Below are 24733 nucleotides of genomic sequence, written 5' to 3'. Positions count from 1 at the left end.
TTACGCATTTTTATTGCTAGAAACTTTTTCTTGTAAACTTTGAAAAATCATATACAAAACAGGTATAATTAATACCCCCAATACAACACCGCTTAACATTCCACCAGCGGCACTGATACTGATGGATTTATTACCAATTGCTGTACCTCCAGTTGCAAACATTAATGGAACTAATCCGGCAACAAACGCTAACGATGTCATTATGATAGGACGCAAACGCATTCGAGCACCTGTAATCGCTGCATCAAAAATTGATAATCCTGCTTTACGTTGTTGTATAGCAAATTCTACAATTAGAATGGCATTTTTAGCCAATAAACCAACAAGCATAATCAATGCAATTTGTACGTAAATATTATTATCTAATCCAGTAAAACCAATGGCAAGAAATACCCCTAAGATTCCTGTAGGTAAAGAAAGTATTACCGCTAATGGCAAGAAATAACTTTCATATTGCGCTGCTAAAAGGAAGTAAATAAATAGAATACTTAATCCAAAAATAAATATCATTTGTGAACCAGAATTTCGTTCTTGTAAAGCCAATCCACTATATTCATAACTGTATCCTTTTGGAAGTTCTTCTTTAAGAACCTCATCAATTGCCGTCATTACTTTTCCAGTACTAGCGTCACCTGTAGCGTTTACATTTACCCGAATACTATTGTATAAATTGTAACGGCTAATATCTTGTGGACCAAAAACTTTTTTAAGCGTTACCAAGGTAGAAATCGGTACCATTTGATTTAGATTATTGCGAACCATAATTTGATTTAATGATGCTTCATCTTTTCTAAATTCAGCTTCGGAACGAACATTTACACGATACAGCCTTCCAAAACGAATGAAATCTGTTGTTTGCGAACCTGTTAAATATAATTGTAAAGCATCCATTACTTCTTTCGGAGTCAATCCTAATTGTTGTGCTTTATCCTCATTTAATTCTACTTCATATTGAGGAAAATCACTTCGAAAAGTTGTAAACGCCATTCCTATTTCAGGACGTTTTCCTATCGCTTCAATTACTTTTTTACTAACTGCTTCAAAATCCTTAATATCACCAGAAGTTCTATCTTGTAAAACAAATTCGACACCTCCAGCAGTACCAAAACCTTCTACAGCAGGATTACGAAAAATCAAAAACTCTCCTTTAATTTTTCCTTTCATAACTCCTTCGATTTTGTGCATTACTTCATTGATATCTGATATTTCACCACGCTCTTTCGGTTTTTTCAATGTAATAAAACCCATTGCCGAATTGGGTGCCGCACCATTTGTAAATAAATTAAAACCAGAAACTGTACTAATACTTTTAACTTCGGGCAATTCTAGAACCATCCTAGTTGCCTTTTCCATTTCTTCTGTAATAAATTGCAAATTCGTCCCTGCCTGTAAATTAACTACAAAACTTAAGTTGTTATCATCTTCTTCTGGAACAAAACCTTTTGGAGCATTATTCATTAAAAAGAATGCACTGAAAGAAATCAAAACTAATAACCCAATGGCAAGAAGTTTTTTCCTTCCTAAAAACTTCACTACTCCGATATATTTATATGTTAATCTTTCAAAACTAACATTAAACGCATCAGCAAAACGTTGTGTAAACTTTTTCTTTTTTCCTTCTTCATTTATTTCATGATTTTTTAATAACAAAGCACACAAAGCTGGGCTCAATGTTAGAGCATTAATTGCAGAAATCAAAATGGCGATTGCCAATGTATACGAAAACTGTTTGTAAAATATTCCTGCCGGACCTTCCATAAATCCTACTGGAAGAAATACAGCAGACATTACCAAAGTAATCGAAATAATGGCTCCACTAATTTCACTCATTGCAGATGCCGTTGCTTTCTTAGCAGTTTCGCCTGTTGCCTGCATTTTGGCATGTACGGCCTCTACAACTACAATGGCATCATCTACCACAATACCAATTGCCAATACTAAAGCAAATAAAGTCAAAACATTTACTGAAAAACCGATCATGTAAATGAAAAAGAAGGTAGCAATAATGGACACTGGTGCCGCAATAGCTGGAATAATCGTTGAACGAAGATCTTGAAGGAAAATGAGTACAACAATAAATACCAAAAAGAAGGCTTCAATCAATGTAGTTTTCATTTGTGAAACAGAAGTATCCAATCGATCTTTCATATTTTGAATCAATTCATATTTGATTCCATCTGGAGCATTTTTCTGAAAATTATCTAATGATTTATTTACTTCAATTGCAATGTCATTTGCATTAGATCCACTTGCTTGAATAACTGCAAATACAACCGAGGGCTTTCCGTCTGTAAAAGTATCACTAGAATAAGTAGATTGTCCAAATTCAATACGTGCCACATCTCCTAAACGTAATATGGAACCATCTGTTTTAGAACGAAGAATGATTTTTTCGAACTCTTCGGGCTTATTCAACTTACCTTTATAACGCAAAGTATATTGTAAAGTAACATCACTTTCTTCACCCAATGTTCCTGGAGACGCTTCAAAACTGTATTGTTGTATAGCAGTCTCTACATCAGAAGGTACTAAACCGTAAGAAGACAATTTAGTTGGATCTAACCAAACACGAACTGAATAATCTTTTTCTCCAAACATCGTCACATTTCCTACTCCTGGAATACGTTTCAGTTCAGGAACAAGATTGATGTTTGCATAATTTTGTAAAAAACCTTCGTCATATTTTTCAGGCTTTTCACTGTTTATATTTACAATCATCAAATAACTCGTCTGTTGTTTAGTCGTTGTCAACCCCAAACGAATTACTTCTTGTGGTAATTGAGAATTGACTTGAGCGACACGGTTTTGTACATTTACGGCAGCTTGATCTGGATCTACTCCTTGTTTAAAAATAATCGTGATGGAAAAACTTCCGTCATTAGCAGCACTGGAACTAATGTATTCCATATTTTCAACTCCATTAATAGCTTGTTCCAAAGGCGTGACTACCGAACGAATAACACTTTCGGCATTAGCTCCTGGATAAGTTCCATACACAAAAACAGTAGGAGGTGCAATTTCAGGAAACTGTGTCATAGGAATACGCAACAGTCCTAAAATCCCTAAAAGTACTAGTATAACTGAGATAACTGTAGCAAGTACAGGTCTTTTAATAATTTTATTTAACATTTCTTAATGCATTTTATTTATTCACTTTTGGGGAAATCACAGCATTTTCAGGAATCATAGCCAATTCGTTTGCAATAATTTTATCTCCTGATTTAAAGCCTGATGTAACAATGTAAAAATTACCTGATTTTGTGTAATCTTGTAATGCTACACGTTCCATTTTGTTTCCTTTTCCAATACGTCCTACAAAAAGTTTATCTTGTACTTCGTAAGTTGCCAAAAGTGGAATTTTAAACACATTTTGTTCTATTGATTTTAAAACAATTCTTCCTGTATTTCCTGTTCTTAGTAAACGTTCTGGATTAGGAAAAGAAGCTCGAAGCATCACCGATCCTGTTGTAGCATCGAATTGTCCGTCCATCATGTCTATTTTTCCAACATGATTATAAGGATTTCCATCTGCAAGTAATAAAGTAATATCTTGAAAGCTTTTCAGTTTTTCTAATAAATTTGCTCCCTGTCGAGAAGCATTAATTTTAAGTATTTCCTTTTCTGGAAGAGCAAAATATGCATAGATTTCGCTCACTTGAGATAAAGTTGTTAATGGTTGTGTATCCGTAGGACCAACCAAAGCGCCTAAACGATTCGGAATACGCCCAATGTAACCACTGACAGTTGCTTTTATCAAAGAAAAACCTAAATTAACATCAGCCGAAGCAACTAATGTTTGTTGCTGTTTTACCATCGCTTTGGCATTCTCGTAATTCGCTTTAGCCTTTTGATATTGAAAGTCTGCTACTACCTTAGAATTACTCAATACTTTGTATTTGTCTAATTCTAATTGTGTCGTTTCTAATTGAGATTTAGCCATAGCCAAAGAAGCTAAAGCAGTATTTTTTTGCTCACGATATACACTGGCATTTATCCGAAACAAAGGCTGTCCTGCTTGTACATAAGCTCCTTCATCGACATAAATTTTGTCTATGTAACCACTTATTTGAGGGCGCAGTTGAATGTTGTCTTTTCCTTCTAAATTGGTTGGATAAGTCTGATCTATTACTGCTTCAGTTGAGTGTAAAGTCAGTATTTCTGCCTGTATTATTTCTGCTTGCTCTGTAACTTCTTTTTCAGAATTTTTACAACTTTGTAAAATATATGTAGAGACTAATAGCAAACTCGCTATTAAGATTTTGTTGTGGATGAAACGTTTCATTAATTCTTACATTTTAACTATTTCTACCACAAAAATAAAGAGGCTATAACCTCCTTACTTTTGAATAATAACCGAAGTGAAGAAAATGAAAGCTGAAATGCAGAAATAAGAATTTAAACCTTTTAGCGACTTTTAGTTTTTCTTACTTTTTTTATATAAATTATAGACCATTTATTTCTTAAACCGAATCAACTTTAATAAAGTTTCTCTGTTCTTTTTAACCCATTGTGGTAAACGTGAAGTAATCCTTTCAGCAATAACCGCTTAACATTCCTTATTAATAAACAAACTTAAATATCGTACTAAAAAGAAAAAGTCCTTATCTAAATAAGGACTTTCTTTGTTCTATAAGAATTAATTTATACTATAAATTATTTTCTTTTTACATTAACAGCCATAAGGCCTTTTTTTCCTTTTTCAATATCAAAAGTAACTTGATCATTTTCATTTACTTTATCAATTAATCCAGAAACATGTACAAAAACATCTTCACCTCCATTTGCGTTAGAGATAAAACCAAAACCTTTTGATTCGTTGAAGAATTTTACTGTTCCTTCTTGCATACTTATTTATTTAATTAATTTATTTTTTTCGAAATTTGAATTGCTCTGAATCCTTTTTCAGTCATTTCTTTTTTAAACTGCACCTTGTCTCCTACCTTAAGCAGTTCTTTTGATTCTTTGAAATGAAAGAATACTTTATCATTAGAAGTTGGTACTTTTATAAAACCAAATCCTTTCGAATCGTTATAGACATCAACTGTACCTTCTATAAAAACATCTCTATTGTCAGATTCTAATCTTCTATTATTCAGCAAATCAGCTTCTTTGTCTTGCAAATGAGGCGGTACATCTGTAAAGTTTCCTAATACATCAACATAAACAATCATTTCTTCTAACGACTTTCCTTTATTGTTATTGTCTTTTCTGCTCTCTCTTTTGTTTAATTTTTCTAATTTTTTTAAAGCTTTCTTTTTGCTATTTTCTTTTTTAGATGTAGAATCTGCCATAAATGTTTTATAGTTCTTTTATTATTAATATTAAAAACCTAAGAATAAATGAATTGATTATCAAATATATTTTACATTTTACAGACGTAAAACTTACAAGTATATATTTTAGAAAACAGAAGTTAAAATTATATTGACTAGGTCAATTAGTGAATTAAAAAAAGTAAAATAAAGAATACAATTGTAAACTATGTAAGATAAAATATCTTCTTAAGTACTTGGCAAAGGTAATAAGTTTTAGTGAATTGAGTGTTATTAATTCATAGAGAATTCAGTATTATTAGAAAAAAAGTTCTAACCTTATTGTATGAGCTAGAACTTAGATCTTATTCAATTTATATAATTAAAACTGATAAATAAAAGTGTTAATGTTCATACCTGCGCCTACAGATGCAAATAAAACAACGTCTCCTTCATTTATTTGATGATTATCTAAATCATTATCCATAATCATTTTCAAGAGAATTGGAATTGTTGCCACACTACTATTGCCAAGTTTATAGATATTCATTGGCATAATATCTTTTGGTACATCTTGATCATATAAATTATAAAAGCGTTTTACAATCGCTTCATCCATTTTTTCATTGGCTTGATGAATAATTATTTTGCTGATATTATCTATTTTATATGTACTATCATCAACACACTTTTTCATTGCTAAGGGTACTTTTGATAACGCGAATTCATATATTTTACGCCCAAACATTTTGATGTATTTTGTATTCGGGCATTTCTCATTATTATATGATTTCCCGAAGAATAGATAATCTTTTTCCTCGTTGGCATAAGAAGCAGATAAATGAGCTTGTATACCTTTATTCTTTGTAGAAGGTTCTATTATTACCGCTCCTGCTCCATCAGCATAAATCATTGTATCTCTGTCATGTTGATCTACAACTCTTGAAAGGGTTTCAGCTCCAATTACTAAACATCTTTTTGCTAATCCAGCTTTTATAAATGCATTAGCTTGTATTACTCCTTCTATCCAACCTGGACAACCAAAAATAACATCATATGCTACGCAATAAGGATTTTGAATTTTTAATAGATTTTTTACTCTAGCAGCAAGACTTGGAACCATATCCGACTGTATTGTATCATGTTTTACATCACCAAAATTATGAGCGAATATAATATAGTCTATGGTTTCAGCATCAATCTTTGCATTTGTTATCGCAGAAGCTGCTGCCATATATCCTAAATCGGATGATACTTGGTCATTTCTTGCATATCTACGTTCTTCTATACCCGTTATTTGTTTTAATTTCTGCGATATAATTGCATTATTTTGATCTAAGATTTCTCCTTGTTCATTAAAAAATTGATGTTCTTCGAAAAATTGATTTGATATTTTTTCGGTTGGAATATATTTTCCTATTCCTATAAAGTGATTTGTCATATATATTATAAATAGAAGAGCTAAAATCTATTATTGCTTACAATCTCGGGAAAACTAAATAAATAATAGTATAAAATTATATTTTTAACGTAAACTTTATGTTTATACAACAAAAATAGCTTAAAAAATATTAAAATAATATTCATACTAAATTTTTGTTTTCAAATAAGAACGCTCGAAATAGATTTAAATATTTTTTTACTTTAAATTAGAGTAGCTATCCTAAATCCTTTTTAAGGACTATTATTATGCAGAAAATATAAATAAGACGTTATACATTAAAAAATCGCAAAACACGACAACAAATAAAATAGTTCGATTTAATACTAGTAGGTAACTACTCTAACGTTACTATAATTCCAAAAAAATCATATCTTACTATCTTCTCAGGATAAATAGGAATTGATTCTGATGGGATAATTACATAAACCTTTAAAGAAAAAAGAAATATAGAAGATAATACCATTAAAAACCTCCTACAGTTGAACTGCAAGAGGTTATAAATTATTTGTTTCTTAGTGAAATAAATGTTTGTAGAACTACAGAGAGAATAACAAAAAATAATCCAACATAAAACGAAATATTTACTTGTTTTCCCTCATCGAAGAACCAAAATGCTATTATAATCGCATATATGGGTTCCAAATTAAGACTTAGATTAATAGTAAAAGCGGATAACTTTTTTAATATTTCAGTGATTGAAACATACACTCCTACTGTACAAAAAAGAGCTAGTATAATTAAATAGAATGTATCTTTTCCTTTAGGAAAAATATTTTCCACTGGAAAGAAATACAAATATGCGGGCAATAAAACTCCTAAACCAATAGTTCCTCCAATCATCTGGTAGTAATTAATAAGCTTAGTATCGTAGCAAATTGTCAACTTCTCATTATAAATGGTATAAAAAGAAGCGAATAAAGGCGAAATAATACCCAATACAATTCCTAACCGATAAGAGGCGTCAAAACTAAAAATCAAGCTGATTCCAAATAAAGTCAATAAACTTAAAAGTAACTCTGATAATTTGAATTTCTTTTTATTGATAATAGGTTCAAGAATAGCAGTAAAAAAACTTGCCATACAATAACATACAACTCCAATAGAAATGTTGGAATATTTGATACTACCATAAAATAAAACCCAAGAAAATGTTATAAATACACCAATCTTAGCTATTTTTATTTTTTCTTTTAAGCTGATATTTGTATTAATTTTCAGCAGTTTTATAATAATAAATAAGATAATTGCAGAGAAAAATACTCTGTACCATGTTAACAAACCTTCGTTCAAAGAAATAAGCTTTCCGAATACACCTGAAAAGCCAAGTAATATCACACTAAAGTGTAATAACAAATATGATTTTTTCATAAAATATTGTCTCTCCATTCCTTTTTACAGAAACGAGAATTTATATTATTAAAATTTGATTGAGAATTTGAGGTACAGCAAAATAACCGACTAAATTAGCCAGCGCTGCACTTCTTTAAAATCTTGAAGTAATATTAAGCTCTTGGAGGAGGAAGACAACTTAATCTGTTCATATCTTGTTATTATAGTTGTAAATATAATAAAATATTCAGCTAAACACAACCATTTATTGCTATAGACTACTAATTTCACACTACTATTAGTGTCAATAATTAAAAAATAATAATCAAGAATGCAAAGAGAAGATGATTTTAAGGAAATTAGTCAAAACTTAACACCCGAACATTTTACTAAAGTAAATATATGGTCAACCGAAGAAATTGATTGGGATTTTTTCGACGAGAATAAGACAAATTATTTGGTCTAAAATACCCTTCAATGACTATTGCTTATATAACAGCTTGAGGACTTCCGAAGTTAAAAATAGAAATTGAGATTTGGGCTGCTAATTATAACCGAACAATTCTAATTATTCTTTTATAAAGCATAAAAGAATCAACCTCCTTACAATTGTAAGGCTTTTTTTATTCTCAAAGGTGATAAAATAAGTCAGTTTTATATAAAAATTCCAATTGAAACAGAAAAGAAACTCTAATTGAGTTTCTTTTCTGTTTGTATTAATCAAGATAATTAATATGTCTTGATAAAAATTATTTTTTGATAATTTTTGAAACTTCAATTACTCCATTTTCTAAAGTAAATTTCACAAGATAGTTTCCACTTTTTAAATTAGAAAGGTTAATTTGGTTATCTTTAAATTCTTTAAAAGTCATCAATTTTTCTCCTGTATAGGTCAAAATAGACAATTCTTTTATTGATTTTTTTGAAGTAAATTTTAAATAATCTTTCACTGGATTTGGATAAATTGAGAGCTTTTGTTTCTCAGATTCTTGAGTTGTTAATTTAGAGCAATCTGCATCGAAGGACCAAATACTTTCCAAGCCAGGATCTTCTTCATAAGTAGTTGTAATCCAAGTTTCACGATTATCTAAACTTTGGAAAGTTGGTGCTGTAGCCCAACCATTGATTCTATGAAATCCAGCAACAGCAATGTTTTCTTTAACCTTAGACCAAACCTGAATTGTTACCCAATATCGGCTATTCTCTTCTTTATTTACAGGTAATTCTATACCACCATTAGGAATTGTAAGTGTAGTCCAAAAAGTAGGATAATCAAGAAATGTTTCGGTATGTTGTATAACTTCAGTTGCTGTAATATTTTCGTATGACTTGATAATTTCTCCTGGAGAGTTGTTCTTATCTTCTCTAATTTCAATCGTAAAGTTTTTAAAATCCTCTTTTCCTATCAATGGAACTATTAAATATTTTAATGTTTTTAATTTAAATATTTCCGAATCTTTTGGTATAAAAAAATCATCTGCTATTAAGTATCCTGCATCACCACTTATTGAACAACCTGCCCAAAATGGTCCGTCATACGATTGGTCACAATTATATTCGGGTTCTGGTGGTATTGCACCGCATCTGATATATTTTTTCACTGAATAATTAGAATTAGTACATGTATCATCTAAATGTACATAATATCTAACTACTTCATCTTTGGAAGGAGTCCAATTGATTAAATCATAACCTGATGCATAGATTTCGGTTCCAGCTTCATTTGAAATAGTAATAAACGTATTGGTAGGATCATTTGGATAAACTATAAATGTATACTCTACATTTGCCGTTACTTTAACATTTGAGTAAGTGCTATGCATTGCTGCAGTAAAAATTTGCTCTTCTCTTCCATCGCAAGAAGGTGTGAATGTTTCTTCAGGGAATGGTCCGTCAAAATAATTTGTAAGACATCCTTTTGTAATTGTTTTCTGAGCCTTAATTTTATTCTCAAATCTATTTATAGTTTGAGAAAATACAGTCTGGAATAATAGGATAAAACCTAATAATAGAATTTTTTTCATTTTTAATATCAAATTTTGTGATTCGATACAAATCTTGTAATTGAAGTTTTAGTTTGCAAAAAAAGTGATGTTATATTACTACTCAGACCTATTTTTTTAATGCTCAATTACTACTCAAAAAACATCAATCAACTCATATATTGATAGTTATAAAATCAATTTAAATCTGTCAAATATTTATTAAGATCAGTTTTACTATTCGTTAAACCCATTTTTTTTCGAAGTCTAGTTCTAGAATTTTCTATAGATCGAACAGTAGATTTCGTAATATTTGCAATTTCTTTAGTAGAAAGGTTGAGTTTTATCAATGCACAAATTCTTTTATCCATATTACTGAGATTTGGATGAGAATGATTAAGATTTTGATAAAATGATTCATAAACATTAGAAAATCTTAACTCAAATTCTTCCCAATTGTTAATATGAGAGTTATGATGTAGCATATTGATAACATAATTCACGGAATTTTTGGTATCTTTTTCTTCGACATTAGATTGTATTTTTTTTAGATCAGTCATCAAATATTGGAAAAGTTCTTTTTGTTCCGTTTCTTTTATTGTTTTTACTGCTAATTCTTTGTTTCGAATTTCAAGTTGATGTTTTAATTCAGTTTCTCTATATAGTTTTAATTCGTGTTCTAATTTTATTTTTGAAATTCTATTTTTATAACGTATAATCAGAATTGAAAAAATTAACAACAAAATAATCAGGATACAAATAGTAATTATAAGAGAAGAATTTTTATTATTATTTATTATTTCTTGTTGTTGGGCTTTAATTTTGTTATTATAATCAATTTTTATCTTTTCAACATTAACTGCTTTAGATTCGATATTGAGATTTTCTCGAACTTTATCATATTGACTAAAATAATGTGCAGCTTCTTTATAATCTTTTTTTAATAAATAAGCCTTATAAAGGGTTTCCAAAAGATCTTTCTGACTAAAAGTATTATGTGTAAGTTCAAAATTTTCTGATTTTTTCGCAAAATATATTGCTTGATCTGCATTCTTGGTTTGTATATAAAGTTGAGCAAGGCACAAGTATATCCAAGATTTTGTGTCTGCAGTTGTATTTTTGTTTATTCTTTGTTCTGATTTTAACAGATATTCTAATGCCTTCGTATTTTCATTCAGCTTACTGTAAGCTCTACCTATATTGGTATAGATTGTAATTTCTAACTCTTCTTTCGGAGAATATTTTAGTAATTCTAACGCATCAAAAAAATAAATTAAAGATTCTTTCGCATCGTCAAAATTTAGATAAGTATTTCCAATATTCGTTTTGGTTTGCGCCATAAAATAATACTCTTTATTGTCACTATAATGCTTCCAAAGTTTATTGAAATAATAAAGCGCTATCTTTTTGTCGTTTAGTCGAGAATAGAGAATAGCTAACTGTGTTTCTAGTTTATAACGTTTTTCTTCGTTTGTATTTTTGTATAAATTATACTCTGATAAAAGTGCTTCCTGAAACAAATCGAGTGCATCTATATCAAAATAAATTTTTTTTGTTTTATCATAAAAATCTTTCCAAGAAGCATCGGTATTTAGTTTTTCGGTATGTTCTTTTGCTAAATTTATATAATATTGAGATCTCGTAAAGTTCTCAGTCTTTAGTTCATCAGCAATTTTAAGACTTAGATCAATTATTTGTTTCTTGTCTTTAGCAATTACCAAACTATCCATAAGTGTAGAAACAGAACTTTGGGAATAAGAAAATATAAACAGTAAGAAAAATTTCAAAACCAATATTTTTTTAAATAACACCATAAAATAAACGTTTACAATTAGATAAAAGTAAGTAAATTAGAGTTATAATCGGATAAAATATTATCTATCTTAGACTTAAAAACAAATCATAGTTCATGTAAAATAAAAAAACCTCTTTAAAAGATTTTAAAGAGGTTTTTTGTTTTTAAAATTGTATTATTAGCTGTAATAGTTTAAGTTAGCTTAAGTTTCATCATTATGTCAGTTTGCTCATCATTTCCAAGTTTAAAAATATGTTTATCAAACTCCACAAAACCGTTTTTCTTATAAAAGTTTATTGCTCTCTGGTTCTCTTCCCAAACGCCTAACCAAACATAATCTGCATTTTTTTGTTTCGCAATTTCTATTGCTTTATTATATAGAATTTGTCCAACTTTTTTTCCATGAAATTCTTTTAAAACATAAATTCTTTCAATTTCAAGTGCTTTATCGTCTTTGATTTCTGTTTGCGATTCTCCGAAGTTAAGCTTTAAATATCCAATTATTTCTTGGTCAATTTTCGCAAAATAAAACTCTGCGTTTATGTCATTTAATTCAGTTGTTAATTTATCAATGGAAAAACCTTTACCTAAATAATCTTTCATGTTTTCTTCGGTATTACTTTCAGAAAAAGTTTCATAAAATGTACGTCTGCCAATTTCTTGTAATTGCAGAATTTCATCTTTTTTTATTTTTAAAATTTCTACTGTTTTCATTTTTCAAACATTCCATTCATAGTTAAGCCACTCATTATTTTCTGTCGCACCCAAACGTTCGTAGAATTTTTGTCCTGCTTTGTTCCAAGGCGCAACTGTCCATTTTATTTGATTACAATTGTTTTGTTCAGCTTCAATTTTTAAAGCATTCATCAGTTGTTCACCAATTTTATGTCCTCGATAATTCTCGTCAACATATAGTTCTTTCATATAAATGGCTGGTCGGTTTTGTATTGTATAAGGAAGAAAATAGTATACGAGAATACCTGTAATCTGTTCATTGCATTCAGCAACAAAACAATAGAAGTCTGGTGGATTTTTTTGAAAACCACTTACTTTCACTATTTCAGGAGTAATAGCAAAATTTTTACTGTATTTTTCAAAAACAGCTAATTCTTTCATTAAGTTCCAAATATTTTCACTGTCTTTTTCTTCAGCTTTTCTAATCGTTACATTCATTAGTTCTAAATTTTAAACAAAATTCTGAATATGGTCTGAAAAAAAATTATACAAATGATAAAAAATGGATCCTATCTTACATTTGTTCTAATACGGCTTAGACTTACTTGTGTTATACCTAAATAAGAGGCGATGTGACCAAGTTGAACCCTTTGAATTAAGCCAGGATAGTTTTTTATTAATTCGATATATCGATCTGTTGCTGTTCCAAATTGTCTAGATATAAGTCTTTCTTCCGCCTTTAAAAGTTCATTTTCTGCTAACTTTCTACCCCAATTGGCTATCTCAATATTTTCTTTAAAAAGATTTTGAAGGTTCGCAGTATTCAATTCGTAAAGATTGCAATCTTCTAGTAGTTCAATGTTTTCATATCCTTTTTGATTGATAATATAACTTCTCAACGAAGCAATTGTATCGCCTTCTTTTCCAAATGAAAAGGTAATTTCGTTCTCTCCTATATTAGAAAAAGTTCGAGCTATCCCTTTTTTAATAAAATAAATGTTTTTTTCAATTTTATCAGCACGGATTATCATATGATGCTTAGGAAAACTAACTTCAATAATATTCTCTTCTAGCATAAGTTTGGATTTAGCTGAAAGAGGATAAATTTTATCTATAATTTGATCAATATCCATTTTGCTGGTTAAGTTCTATTTGAAAATTGCAGATAGTGTTCGAGCTAATTTTATTTTCAAAAACTAAATTAATTTATTGTTTTTAGAAAACCAATTTTAAGATTTGAAAATGCTAAGTCAAAAATTTAGTTTCAGTCCGTTTTTGTGAAATATTAATGTTAGACGTCATTTTTTCTCGAAGTAAAATAAGCAAGTTTAACTAGATTCCACCATATCGTACGAAGCTACCAAGAATTAACATTAGTATACTAATTGTTGTCACGGCTATGATGTGAAATGTCATTAGAGGAAGTTTTGTATTATCTGTTTTTAAACGAGGAAGTACATAAAATTGTGCACTCAAAGCGAATAATACAATTGTAGCTAGGCATATCAGTTTTAAAGAAACAACACGTTCAATTGGATTTTCGAAATTAAACCAATTACTAATTTTTATGATATAGATATAGGACATTCTTATCCCTGTAATTACCATGACTAACAAGGCTGGAAGTCCAATACGTTCGTATTTACTTTCAAAAGAAAATAACTTTTCTACCGACTTTTCTTTCCATACTTGTGGTAAAATAACTAAACTTAATATAATATGACCTCCTACCCATATCGTAGCTCCTATTAAATGGAAAATTAATAATAAATGTAATTCGTGCATATTTGTTTAAGTTAACATAATTTATATTCAAGATTTTGTACAAGTTTATAATTTACAACATCATCGTTATGTTTTTACATTCTAATGAAGTTATTTTTGAGATCCTATTTTACTAAAATCAACTGACTATTTTCTAACGCCTCTAACTTATGTATAACATTTGGTTCGATGGTTATATATTCACTAGAGCTTAATTCTATTTTTTGTTCATTTTCATCTAAATACAACACTTTTCCAGTAACACATAAAAGCAGTGCAGGAATTTTTGTACTATGCTCTTTTAAAACACTTTTTTCCAATAATTGAATTGATGTTACGTTACTTGATTCTCCTTTGAAAATACTTATCGCTCCAACATTCTTGTCATTTGCATGAATGTTATTTAAACTAGACGATTTATCCATAATGAATTATTTTATTATCTAAATTTATTTCAAATCAATTAAATAAACAATTCAATTTAGTTTATATTTTCTTATCTATATTCATTAATGATAAACTATTATAGAGAACAAAAAAAAACCTCGTTTAAAAAGACTTAAATAAGGTTCTATATTTTAATTTTTTACTTTTTTTATACTTGTACAGTAGTTCCACTTTTCAGTAAAAGTTTCTATTTTGTTACTTCTCCAGTTTCAATCCAATGATCAACTTTTTTACGTTTTATCATATTTTCGGAATTATCTATTCCATAATCAATTGTATACATATTATCATAACTTCTAAGGTTATTATTAGATAAAACAATATTTAAAGGAAATGAAAGCCAGCGAAAATTAAATTGCTGTGCATCTGAGTTATATTGACTATATTTTTCGTTCAATTCTTCATTTAGTTTTTTGAACTTTTTATCATCATAAAGTTTCTGATTAATCTTATATTCTGTCCATAAATTATCATTTATTTTATTAGAATTTTTGATGATTGAATCCGATTTTTTTGCTAAAACTTTTAGACTATCAGAAACATCAGAATTAAGGATTAATTTATTTCTTTCAGACATTTTGTCTTTGTAAGCAAGTAAAGAATTTTTAGTTTTTTCGTTTTCTTTAATCAGTTCTTTTGATAATTTAAGATTGTAAAAATAAATCAGAGAAGTTATTGCAGTAATAAAAATTAGTAATGTAAGAAGGCAACCTTTTATAAATTTCATAGTTTGACGATAATTCGATATAATTTCGCTAATATATCAATTAACTAAGTTTAATATAAATGTTTCTGAAAATACGATTGACATCTGTATTTTCACTTTTCTTCTTATTCTATTGTGATAATTTAAAACTACTCTCATTAAACAAAATAATATTTGTATCAGAAAGTAATGCTTTGTTTTGTATTAAGTAATTTTTCAAATTTTAGGTGTATCAATAAGTTCAAGGCAAACAAGGTTCTTGTTTGATGGAATTTCTGAACTATTAAAACTAATGTTATCATTGTGCAAGTAACCTGCTTTAGCTACAAAGATTGCTGCTTCGTTAATGTTCATTTCTTTTGCTCTTTTCAAAAGTAATTGACCTAAATTATTATTCCAAAGTCTTTGCCAAAAAGACTGTCCTTTGGCTTGCTGTCCATAACTAAAATATATTCTCACTATATTTATATTATGTAATTCTGAGTTCATGTAATTGTTTTTAGAGTTCATTTAATCGTTTACCTTTTTGATTTAAAAATCTCTTATACTTTGGTTCACCAATCATTTGTTTATTATAAATACTGTTGTTACCAGAAATCAAATATGCAACAACACACGCAATAGCAGCATATACTCCACAATCAACACCAAAAAGTTCAAGTGCCATAATACTACAAGCTAACGGCGTATTTGTTGCTCCTGCAAAAACTGCAACAAACCCCATTCCTGCTAAAAGTCCAATCGGTAATGGGATAAAAATACTTATTGCACTCCCCAAAGTAGCTCCAATAAAAAACAAAGGTGTTACCTCTCCTCCTTTAAAACCTGCTGAGAGTGTTAAAATGGTAAAAATCATTTTCAATAGAAAGTCATACGCTGGCAATTGCTCTTCAAAAGATTCAACAATTGTTGGTACGCCCAAACCAATATATTTTGTGGTACCAATTATCCAAACTGCAAGAGCTACGATTGTACCTCCTACTAAAGGACGAAAAGGTGGAAAACTTATTTTTGATTTAAAAATAGCACTTGTCTTATGCATAGATTTACTAAATGTTGCTGCACATATACCAAAAATAACACCTGCTATAATGGTAAAAAAAATGTTGAGAAATGAAATTTCAGGAACAAAATCGATATGATAATGTGTATGCTCAGTTTGCCAAAGTTTGGTAACTAAATCAGCTATAATTGCGGACAAAAATGCAGGAAAAATAGCATCGTATTTTAATCGTCCTATTAAAAAAACTTCTAAACCAAAAATGGCTCCTGCTAATGGTGTGCCAAACACTGAACCAAAACCAGCTGAAATGGCTGAAATAATTAAAATTTTTCGCTCATATTCTATCAATCGAAATGGTTTACTAAATTGATCTGCAATTGCTCCTGCCATTTGTAATGCAGTTCCTTCTCTACCTGCTGAGCCTCCAAACATATGGGTAACAAGTGTTCCTATAAATACAAACGGAGCCATCCTAAAAGGAATTATTTCCTTTGGATTATGTATTGTGTCAATAAGTAAATTATTTCCAGCTTCAATGTTTTTACCAAAATAGTAATAGAGTAAACCAATAGAGAAACCACCAATCGGTAAAAATGCAATTAACCATAAATGATTTTCACGATAATTTGTAACCCAATTTAATGATTGAAGAAAACCTGCCGAAGCACTCCCTACACACAGTCCTATAAGAGAACATAAACATACCCATTTTAAAATATAAAGAATTGCAGGAAATTGTCTAAATAACAGATGTAACTGTAGATTTATTTTTTTGCTGAAAGATTTTGTTTGTTTTAATTGCATAACTACCTGATTAAAATGCTTAGATCATTTTACTTAATCAGGCGTCATCAGCTTTTTATAAAGCGGTTGGGTAAGGAAGAACACCATTTCCTTTTTATCTACTGCAAAAGTAATAATTTATTGTTAAATACTCATAAACAGCTTTTACAATTTCTGCAATTATTAATTTGTTCAATGCTAAATCAACTAGATTTTCTTTTAATAATTGAGAACAAAAGTTTATGTTGCATAACTTCTTAATTCATCAATTTCATTAAAAATAATTTCTTGCACATAGCCTAACTTTATTAATTGCTTTAAAATTGTATCTATTTTTTATCAAGTTACTATTATTTTGCGCTCTATTTACTTTTAATTTACGCTCAATATATCATACTCTATTTACAGATATTTTAGCTTTATCCTTCCCATATATTGATCTTTTAATATTAAATTACCCTCTATCACTAAGAACTTCAATGATTTATTTTTTTTATTATCTTCAAATTTAATATTATTTAATTCAAAGATTATAGAAATAGAATACATTTCATCTCCAAATACACTATTTAGTTTTGAAAGAATAAAATCGTTTTTATCTGATATAGTTTTAATGTTTAATAGTGATTTATCATCAATTAAGGATCCTGCCATTGATAGAGAACCAATTATATTTCTAAAACTTTTCTAAAATCATCTAGTCTTTCAACTTCCTTTTGACTCTCTAAATCAATTCATTATGAATAGAATATATAATAACATATTTGAATACATTATTATATACTATATTTTCTCAATGCTTTCTGCTGAAAATGTATAATTTTTTTATAAATAAAAAAAATTTACGAAATAAGTTATAATTGTATATTTGCGTTTATTTATTCTAAATAAAAAGATGAGAAAATATTTATTTAAAATCCCTCAAAAACCTTCCCTATTTCTTAGTTTGCTTTTAAGCGTTTCCACTTTTGCACAAGTCAACGATTCTATAGTAAACTCCAATGAAGTTATATCTGTAGATGAAGTTATAGTTACAGCTGGTAGAAAGTCCGAAAATATAAATAAAATACCATCTTCTGTTACTGTTATTTCTCAAAAACAGATACAAGAACAAATGGAATTTACTACTGACATTTCACAAATTCTTGGAAATTTAGTTCCTGGACTAAATGTGAGCAATAACAAGTCAACCAATTCTGGACAGTCGTTACGTGGACGTACAGTTTTGGTATTAATTGATGGTATTCCTCAATCTACTCCTTTAATGAATGGAGCTAGAGATATACGCACAATAGATCCAAGTGTTATTGAACGAATTGAAGTTATAAAAGGTGCTACTTCTATCTATGGAAATGGATCTGGAGGTGGAATTATAAATTATATCACAAAAAAGAATTTTAATCAAAATCCTATTTCAGGACAAACTTCTGTAGGAATTACAGCTAATCCATATAATAATAAAGAAACTTTTGGTTACAGAGTATCTCAATTCCTTTCTGGGAACGTTAATAAAATTTCTTATATGGTAGGTGGATCAATTGATTACACAGAATTACAACGAGATGGTGATGGTCTAGTTTTAGGACAAACAGACGGCACTTCAAACTCTTACCAAAATAATGTTTATACAAAACTTAATTATCAAATTAACGATGAGTCTGAAATTAGTTTAATGTATAATTTTTATAACAGTACACAACATGCAAAGTACATAAGTAAAAATGGTGTTTTTGGTGTTTCGCCAACAATTGGAGTAAAAGGAGAAGATCCTGGAAAACCAACAGGTACTCCATTCAATCACAACTTAATTGTTCGTTATAATAACAATAAATTATTTGGAAATACTCAGTTCGATGCTTCATTTTATCTTAATTCATTTCGTTCAATGAATAGATATGTTGAATCTGCAGTAAACTGGTATGGACCTGGTCAAACAAAAATTAATTCGAATAAAAAAGGGATTCGTTTAAACTTTAATACACCTTTTTCTGTTGCTAATATCCCAGGAGAGGTTACTTACGGATTAGACTTACTAAACGATGTTACATATCAAGACTTAACAGACGGAAGAGTTTACATTCCGAAAATGAAAATGGCAAGTTTTGCTCCTTATGCTCAATTAAAATTAGATTTATTGGAAAACTTAGTCTTTAAGGGGGGAATTCGTTACGAAAATGCTCAAGTAAAGATAAAAGATTTTAGAACTATAGCAAGTGGGCCAAATGGAGAAGGATCTATAGATGTTCAAGGCGGAAAATTCCCTTATAAAGGAACCACTTTTAATGCAGGTTTACGTTATACAAAATTTGACATTTTTAATCCATTTATAAGCTTTACACAAGGTTTTTCTATTAATGAATTAGGAAGAATTGTACGAGCTGCAGAAGAAAGTACATTAGCGAATGTAAATACAAAACCTATTTTAACAAATAATTACGAAATCGGATTTTCTTCGCGATATAAGATGTTGAATTTTACAGCTGCTTATTTTATAAGTACATCAAAAGATGGGGTTAATTTAGTAGCAAACGAAAATGGCATATTGAGACCATTAAGAGCGCCTGAACGTACCTACGGAATCGAATTAAGCTTAGACGCTAATATTTCTAGAGTATGGAAAACAGGTGTATCTTATTCTTTTGTAGAAGGAAAATCTGAAAATAATGATGGTAGTAAAAAGTATTTGAACGGAACAAGAATTGCTCCTCCAAAAGCTACAGCGTATGTACGTTTTTCTCCAAATCAAAAACTTAATATCGCTTTAAATTATGTAATGACAGGTGATAGAGATCGTTTTAATATAAACAATAAAGGCGTTTACTTAGCAAATGAAGCTCCTGTAAAAACTGTTAACTTATTTAATTTATCTAGTAATTATCAGTTCAATAAAAATTGGGGAGCTAGCTTAGGAATCGATAATATTTTTAATTACACATACTATACCGTCGCAAGCCAGTACAGCGCAAATGCAGCTAATTATGTTAGAGGAACTGGAACAACAGCAACATTTATGATTAATTATAAATTTTAACTTAAAATGATTAAGAAATCAATACTTTGGTTACATAAATGGCTTGGTCTTATTGTAGGCTTAATCATATTTGTTGTAAGTATTACTGGATGTATTTATGTTTTTTATGATGATTTAAAAACAATAGTTTATCCGGAAAGATATTCTATTCAAGAAAATAAAATGCCTGTAAGTAAGCAGGCATTACCTTTAACTGATCTTATAGAAATAGCAAATAAAAATCTTCCTACGAATGAAAAAGTTACACGTGTTGATTTATATTTAGATAAAGACAGAACTTGGATTTTTAGAGCAAACAAAACTGATAAAGAAAAAACGTTATACCATAATTACATGGTTTACTATAAAAGAGTTTTCATAAATCCATACAGTGGAAAAGTACAATTTGTAGAAAATACAAAATATGAATTTTTTCAAGTTGTTTTGCAACTACACCAAACATTATTGTTAGGAAAAAATGTTGGTCATACCATTGTAGCTTTATCTACAGTTATTTTTATAATACTTACAATAAGTGGCTTAGTGCTTTGGTGGCCAAAAAAATGGAAAAAGAAATTAGTAAAAAAAGCTGTTTGGGTTAACTTTAGTGTAAAATGGAAACGTTTAGTTTACGATTTACACAACGTTCTAGGTTTTCAGACATTTGTATTTGTACTAATTATTGCATTTACAGGCTTAATATTTTCTTATCCTAGCTTTAAAAAGTTTACAACAAAAACTCTTAATTCGATAACAATATCAGAAAACGATAAAGATTTATCCTTAGAAAAAAATGTAATTCTTAATCCTAATAATATTTTGAACGAGTCTTTACTTTATGCAATGGAGAAAAATCCTGAAGCTAATATGATGTCCGTTAGATTAAGAGATAAAGATGAAGACCAAGATATACAAGTTAGATTAGAAAAGAATAAAACAAGTGTTTTCAGATGGTATTATTTTGATCAAAATTCAGGAAAATTACTTAATATAAAATCAAGTGAGAATCAAAAACTAGGCGATGAGTTAATAGGAATGAATTATGATTTACATACCGGAGGAATATGGGGATATCCTACTAAAATATTAGCTTTTATTGTCTCTCTCATTTGTGCATCTCTTCCTATTACTGGAGCAATTGTATGGTGGAATAAACAGCCTAAAAGAAGATAGAAATTACTTATACAGGTATGAAAAGATGAGGTCTCCATATACTAAACAAATAGTCAATTTTAAATATTTTAAGTAGCTTTTAGGGAAAGCAAATAAAAATGGTACTCTTTATATTTCATGAAGGTACCATTTGTTTTTACCTTCCAGATGAATGTGTTTTTTAATTTCCTTTATGACAGAATGAATATCTTTTCCATTTATTTTAAGATATTTGTAATATGGATGGTAAAACAAGAGCTAATATAAAACCTGGTATGCTGGTTAATATTGTATTGAAAAAGGATCAACGAACTGGCGAATTGACTGAGGGTATCGTGAAAGATTTATTGACTTCTGCGCCTTATCATCATCATGGTATAAAAGTTCGTTTGATGGATGGACAAATTGGGCGTGTACAGGAAATTATTGAAGACGATTTTTAGAACACATCAAATTATAAATTAAAAGCTCTTATTCGTATTGATAAGAGCTTTTTATATTTTTTTGTCTTTGCTTTTTCTGTTTTTGATACCAACTCAACTTTTGGGAAATCCTGACATTTGTTCTCATTACAAAAGGCTAATTATTAAACTTTCAACTTCCATAGCTTGACGCCCCCACTGCTGATACATTTAGTTTTAGTTGGGAAGATTTTTATCTTAATGAAATGTGGGAATTGTATTAGGTAAAAAGTAGTGGTTACATGTATTTGTCAAACTGAATTTATTTCAGCTTCTTTTTATCATCAGTCAGAGTGAAGTTTGTAAAACGTTGTATCGAAGACTTAGACGATAAATAACGATTACTCGCTAATTGCTTAACTATGTTCATTTTTTTTCTTGATAAAAAGACATTTGAGATTAAGAAAACGGCATTAAAACTCACACGTTAAGAAAATGATTGAATGAAACGTAAAAAAGGTTTTAGCCCGTAGGGTTTTTAAAATCTTTAGTGAAATGAGAACATTTTTAGTAGTGAGGTTTACAGCCAAGTCTTTTTTCGTTAGTTTTTTTGACTAAAAAAAGTGACATTAAAGAAAAGGAATACATATACCCTTCGGGAAACCTTGACGCAAAAACATTTGAAATTAAAAATTTGAGATTAAGAGGAGAAGCTCCACTGGAGCTTAGGTAAAATTGTTACAAATTAATTAATAATTATATGTTCATTTTTACCTTGACGCAAAAACGAACCAAAAACGTCAAGACTGCGATTTTCGACGTTCAATCTTATTTTACTCACTAAAAATCTTAAATGACTCGCTATCGCTCACTAATCTTTTTTACGCTCGTTTCAATGGATTGAAGCTCGTCTGCAAATCGTATGTCAACTTTAAAACTCTTATTTACAGCAATCTCGGCTCTTCAGCAATGACAGTTTTTGAAATTCATTGTTAAAATGAATTTGAATATTGAAAAAGGAATTAAAAATCCGACGATTTAGTATCGAAATGAAATTCAACTCTAAATTATTGAAATAAAAAAGTTGGAGTGTTTGAGCAAAGCGAGTTGCCAACTTTATGAAAATAATTTAGTTAGTTGAATCATTGAGAGACTATTGTCGGCATCTTTTTTTGTTTCGTTTTTTTGGATGAGCAAAAAAATGAAAATAAAGAAAAGCGTCGATTGACGATTTTTTAAATAAATATCTTTTTCCACTTAGCAACAGTATTTCTACTTAATTTAAAATGATTTGCTAATTGAGAATTATTTAGATTATGTTTTTTCTGATAATCTAATATTAATAAAATATCCTTTTTAGAATAAGATCTGAATTTTTGATTTACTTCAATATTTCTTTTGTGTTTATCTTCGAAAATCAATTTATTTAATTCTAAAATATCAAGTATAGATAAAGTGTTTTTATTCAATATTTCTTGACAAACTGATTTTTTTGAAGGATAAAGGTCATTTATAATATCTGAATAAAGTGTTTTATAATTTATCTTGGTTTTCATTGGTCTGAGTTTAAAAAGCCACTAATCACTAAAAAATGATTAGCAGCTAATGGTTAATTAGAATAGGTTAAATTAATAATTAGAGAGTATAGTTTTTATTTGTCCATATTTTTATACTTACTTATCCATTTATACAAAGTTGTTTTTGGAATATGATAACGTTCAATCACTTCTATAATCTTCATATCTCCAGTTTCTATTTTACTCAATATGTAATCAATCATTTCTTTCGTGTACACATTTTTACGAAATCTAGGTAATGTTGATTTTTGACTTTTAAGAGAAAAATTATTAGTTTTTACAGGAGCATATAAAATCAAGTGTTGAGAATACAATCGAAAGAAATCATACTCTAATAATTTACTCCATTTTAAAAGTAGTTCTGAATCGATACTTTCCTTATTATACATATCCTCCACTTCTTCTTTAGTTAATTTCAAGAAATTACAGATGCGTGATATTTCTATTCCTCTCTCTATAACTGTTTGTTTAATTAAAGCTCCTATGTGAATAGACTTGTAATTCATCTCATATTCATTAGAGTTTCGTAAGAGAAAGCGTGAATGATGGAGCACCATATCCTGCTTGTAAACTAATTTGATCAACATTATCACCTTGTGGTGATGTTCCAGCAAAAGTTCTATAAAATTTGATCCTTATTAAATCACCAACATTAAAATTATTAATTACTGTTGGTAAAGTATAAGATTGATTCATTCCAGCAGACCAATACAGAACAAAAATAGGTCTTGCACCTGAAATAGAAGTCCAACTTGTTCCTCCGTTACGACTTACATCGATGTTTAATGCCATAAAAATCTTTGCGTCAGTAGCAGGACTTCGTAGACCAAAGTTTAATGATGCTCCTATCAAATAGTTTCCTGATTGATTAATCCTTATATTACCTGTTGATGGAATAGTAGCATTAATTGTATTAAGAGATTGATTACTAGAAGTAATTGGAACAATTTGATCGCTACCTGTATTATAATTACTAGGCGTAAAAGTTAAAGTTGATGTAGATGTAAAGAACGCTATTTGAGATTGAGGACTAATGTTTGCTTTTCCTACTAACCCATTTTCATCAACAAAAATCGGTGAAACTGTAGTGCTTGTTAAAATGTCTGTATTTCTAATTCTTGTTCTTCCATTTACATCTAAACTTTGTGTTGGTGTTGTAACACCTATACCAACCCTTCCTTGATTAGTTATTACAACATCATCTACTTGTTGTGCAACACTAGGAACTCCTGTAGTTGGATTTGTAGTTGCAGCAGATGATTTTCCGTCTGTATGAAAAAGCTGTTGAGGATTTTCGGTATTTATTCCTACTTGAGAAAATAGAGTAACTGATGAAAACAAACTCATCAAAATGACTAAATGTTTTTTCATAATTTTAAATTGTTTAGTGATTATTTAATAAATAGTCCTAAC

General features: G+C 29.1%; 24 protein-coding genes and 1 riboswitch. Of the genes, 4 read left to right on the top strand and 20 right to left on the bottom strand.

Going from position 1 to position 24733, the window contains the following annotated elements:
- From E4J94_RS17135 to E4J94_RS17110, 6 genes are all read right to left on the bottom strand, one after another.
- Positions 1–3129 (bottom strand): efflux RND transporter permease subunit, encoded by a 3129-nt coding sequence (locus E4J94_RS17135; RefSeq protein WP_135837002.1) that lies wholly within the window; start codon positions 3127–3129, stop codon positions 1–3.
- Between the two features lie 13 nt (positions 3130–3142).
- Complete coding sequence (locus tag E4J94_RS17130; RefSeq protein WP_135837001.1) at positions 3143–4282, bottom strand: efflux RND transporter periplasmic adaptor subunit; 1140 nt, start codon at positions 4280–4282, stop codon at positions 3143–3145.
- A gap of 371 nt (positions 4283–4653) precedes the next feature.
- Positions 4654–4845, bottom strand: a complete 192-nt coding sequence (locus E4J94_RS17125) for a cold-shock protein (protein WP_135837000.1) — start codon at positions 4843–4845, stop codon at positions 4654–4656.
- A 14-nt stretch (positions 4846–4859) separates the two neighbouring features.
- The gene (locus E4J94_RS17120; protein ID WP_135836999.1) at positions 4860–5291 is read right to left on the bottom strand and encodes a cold shock domain-containing protein; all 432 of its coding nucleotides are present in this window, start codon (positions 5289–5291) and stop codon (positions 4860–4862) included.
- Positions 5292–5634: 343 nt separating this feature from the next.
- Entirely contained in the window at positions 5635–6693 is a 1059-nt protein-coding gene (locus tag E4J94_RS17115) for a 3-oxoacyl-ACP synthase III family protein (RefSeq protein ID WP_135836998.1), read from the bottom strand.
- 504 nt (positions 6694–7197) lie between these two features.
- The gene (locus E4J94_RS17110; protein ID WP_135836997.1) at positions 7198–8064 is read right to left on the bottom strand and encodes a DMT family transporter; all 867 of its coding nucleotides are present in this window, start codon (positions 8062–8064) and stop codon (positions 7198–7200) included.
- Positions 8065–8356: 292 nt separating this feature from the next.
- Here E4J94_RS17110 and E4J94_RS17940 point away from each other — a divergent pair, with 292 nt between their 5' ends.
- Positions 8357–8491 carry a hypothetical protein gene (locus tag E4J94_RS17940; RefSeq protein WP_262710495.1) on the top strand — a complete coding sequence of 45 codons (135 nt, stop codon included), beginning with the start codon at positions 8357–8359 and terminating at the stop codon, positions 8489–8491.
- A gap of 283 nt (positions 8492–8774) precedes the next feature.
- Here E4J94_RS17940 and E4J94_RS17105 read toward each other — a convergent pair whose 3' ends face one another.
- The 11 genes from E4J94_RS17105 to E4J94_RS17055 all read right to left on the bottom strand — a co-directional run bounded on the left by E4J94_RS17105 (position 8775) and on the right by E4J94_RS17055 (position 17834).
- Positions 8775–10049, bottom strand: a complete 1275-nt coding sequence (locus tag E4J94_RS17105; protein ID WP_135836996.1) for a T9SS type A sorting domain-containing protein — start codon at positions 10047–10049, stop codon at positions 8775–8777.
- A 155-nt stretch (positions 10050–10204) separates the two neighbouring features.
- Positions 10205–11821 (bottom strand): tetratricopeptide repeat protein, encoded by a 1617-nt coding sequence (locus tag E4J94_RS17100; RefSeq protein WP_135836995.1) that lies wholly within the window; start codon positions 11819–11821, stop codon positions 10205–10207.
- 173 nt (positions 11822–11994) lie between these two features.
- Positions 11995–12516 carry a GNAT family N-acetyltransferase gene (locus E4J94_RS17095; protein WP_135836994.1) on the bottom strand — a complete coding sequence of 174 codons (522 nt, stop codon included), beginning with the start codon at positions 12514–12516 and terminating at the stop codon, positions 11995–11997.
- Between the two features lie 3 nt (positions 12517–12519).
- Positions 12520–12975 (bottom strand): GNAT family N-acetyltransferase, encoded by a 456-nt coding sequence (locus E4J94_RS17090; protein ID WP_135836993.1) that lies wholly within the window; start codon positions 12973–12975, stop codon positions 12520–12522.
- A 71-nt stretch (positions 12976–13046) separates the two neighbouring features.
- Complete coding sequence (locus tag E4J94_RS17085; RefSeq protein ID WP_135836992.1) at positions 13047–13610, bottom strand: Crp/Fnr family transcriptional regulator; 564 nt, start codon at positions 13608–13610, stop codon at positions 13047–13049.
- Positions 13611–13809: 199 nt separating this feature from the next.
- Positions 13810–14262 (bottom strand): CopD family protein, encoded by a 453-nt coding sequence (locus E4J94_RS17080; protein ID WP_135836991.1) that lies wholly within the window; start codon positions 14260–14262, stop codon positions 13810–13812.
- Between the two features lie 104 nt (positions 14263–14366).
- Positions 14367–14666, bottom strand: coding sequence for a cupin domain-containing protein (locus E4J94_RS17075; RefSeq protein ID WP_135836990.1), 300 nt, complete (start codon positions 14664–14666; stop codon positions 14367–14369).
- 209 nt (positions 14667–14875) lie between these two features.
- Positions 14876–15415, bottom strand: coding sequence for a hypothetical protein (locus E4J94_RS17070; protein ID WP_135836989.1), 540 nt, complete (start codon positions 15413–15415; stop codon positions 14876–14878).
- A gap of 195 nt (positions 15416–15610) precedes the next feature.
- Complete coding sequence (locus tag E4J94_RS17065) at positions 15611–15883, bottom strand: hypothetical protein (RefSeq protein WP_135836988.1); 273 nt, start codon at positions 15881–15883, stop codon at positions 15611–15613.
- 10 nt (positions 15884–15893) lie between these two features.
- Entirely contained in the window at positions 15894–17201 is a 1308-nt protein-coding gene (locus E4J94_RS17060; protein ID WP_135836987.1) for a voltage-gated chloride channel family protein, read from the bottom strand.
- Positions 17202–17232: 31 nt separating this feature from the next.
- Positions 17233–17301: riboswitch (Fluoride riboswitch) on the bottom strand.
- A 281-nt stretch (positions 17302–17582) separates the two neighbouring features.
- Positions 17583–17834, bottom strand: coding sequence for a hypothetical protein (locus E4J94_RS17055; protein WP_135836986.1), 252 nt, complete (start codon positions 17832–17834; stop codon positions 17583–17585).
- Positions 17835–18075: 241 nt separating this feature from the next.
- On the opposite strand from E4J94_RS17055, the gene E4J94_RS17050 reads away from it, so the two are divergent.
- The 3 genes from E4J94_RS17050 (at position 18076) to E4J94_RS17040 (ending at position 21785) form a co-directional block, all read left to right on the top strand.
- Complete coding sequence (locus E4J94_RS17050) at positions 18076–20211, top strand: TonB-dependent receptor (RefSeq protein WP_135836985.1); 2136 nt, start codon at positions 18076–18078, stop codon at positions 20209–20211.
- A 6-nt stretch (positions 20212–20217) separates the two neighbouring features.
- On the top strand, positions 20218–21363 hold the full coding sequence (locus E4J94_RS17045; RefSeq protein ID WP_246034369.1) for a PepSY-associated TM helix domain-containing protein: 1146 nt from the start codon (positions 20218–20220) through the stop codon (positions 21361–21363).
- 218 nt (positions 21364–21581) lie between these two features.
- On the top strand, positions 21582–21785 hold the full coding sequence (locus tag E4J94_RS17040; protein ID WP_135836984.1) for a YwbE family protein: 204 nt from the start codon (positions 21582–21584) through the stop codon (positions 21783–21785).
- A gap of 1193 nt (positions 21786–22978) precedes the next feature.
- Here E4J94_RS17040 and E4J94_RS17035 read toward each other — a convergent pair.
- The 3 genes from E4J94_RS17035 to E4J94_RS17025 all read right to left on the bottom strand — a co-directional run bounded on the left by E4J94_RS17035 (position 22979) and on the right by E4J94_RS17025 (position 24691).
- Positions 22979–23299 carry a helix-turn-helix domain-containing protein gene (locus E4J94_RS17035; RefSeq protein ID WP_135836983.1) on the bottom strand — a complete coding sequence of 107 codons (321 nt, stop codon included), beginning with the start codon at positions 23297–23299 and terminating at the stop codon, positions 22979–22981.
- A 95-nt stretch (positions 23300–23394) separates the two neighbouring features.
- Positions 23395–23826: a transposase gene (locus E4J94_RS17030; RefSeq protein WP_135836982.1), complete on the bottom strand. Its 432-nt coding sequence runs from the start codon at positions 23824–23826 to the stop codon at positions 23395–23397.
- A gap of 10 nt (positions 23827–23836) precedes the next feature.
- On the bottom strand, positions 23837–24691 hold the full coding sequence (locus E4J94_RS17025) for a hypothetical protein (RefSeq protein WP_135836981.1): 855 nt from the start codon (positions 24689–24691) through the stop codon (positions 23837–23839).
- Between the last annotated feature and the right edge of the window lie 42 nt (positions 24692–24733).

The organism is Empedobacter tilapiae, assembly GCF_004785645.1.
In the GTDB taxonomy this organism is placed as follows: Bacteria; Bacteroidota; Bacteroidia; order Flavobacteriales; family Weeksellaceae; genus Empedobacter; species Empedobacter tilapiae.
This window is presented reverse-complemented; position numbering and strand designations above follow the sequence as displayed.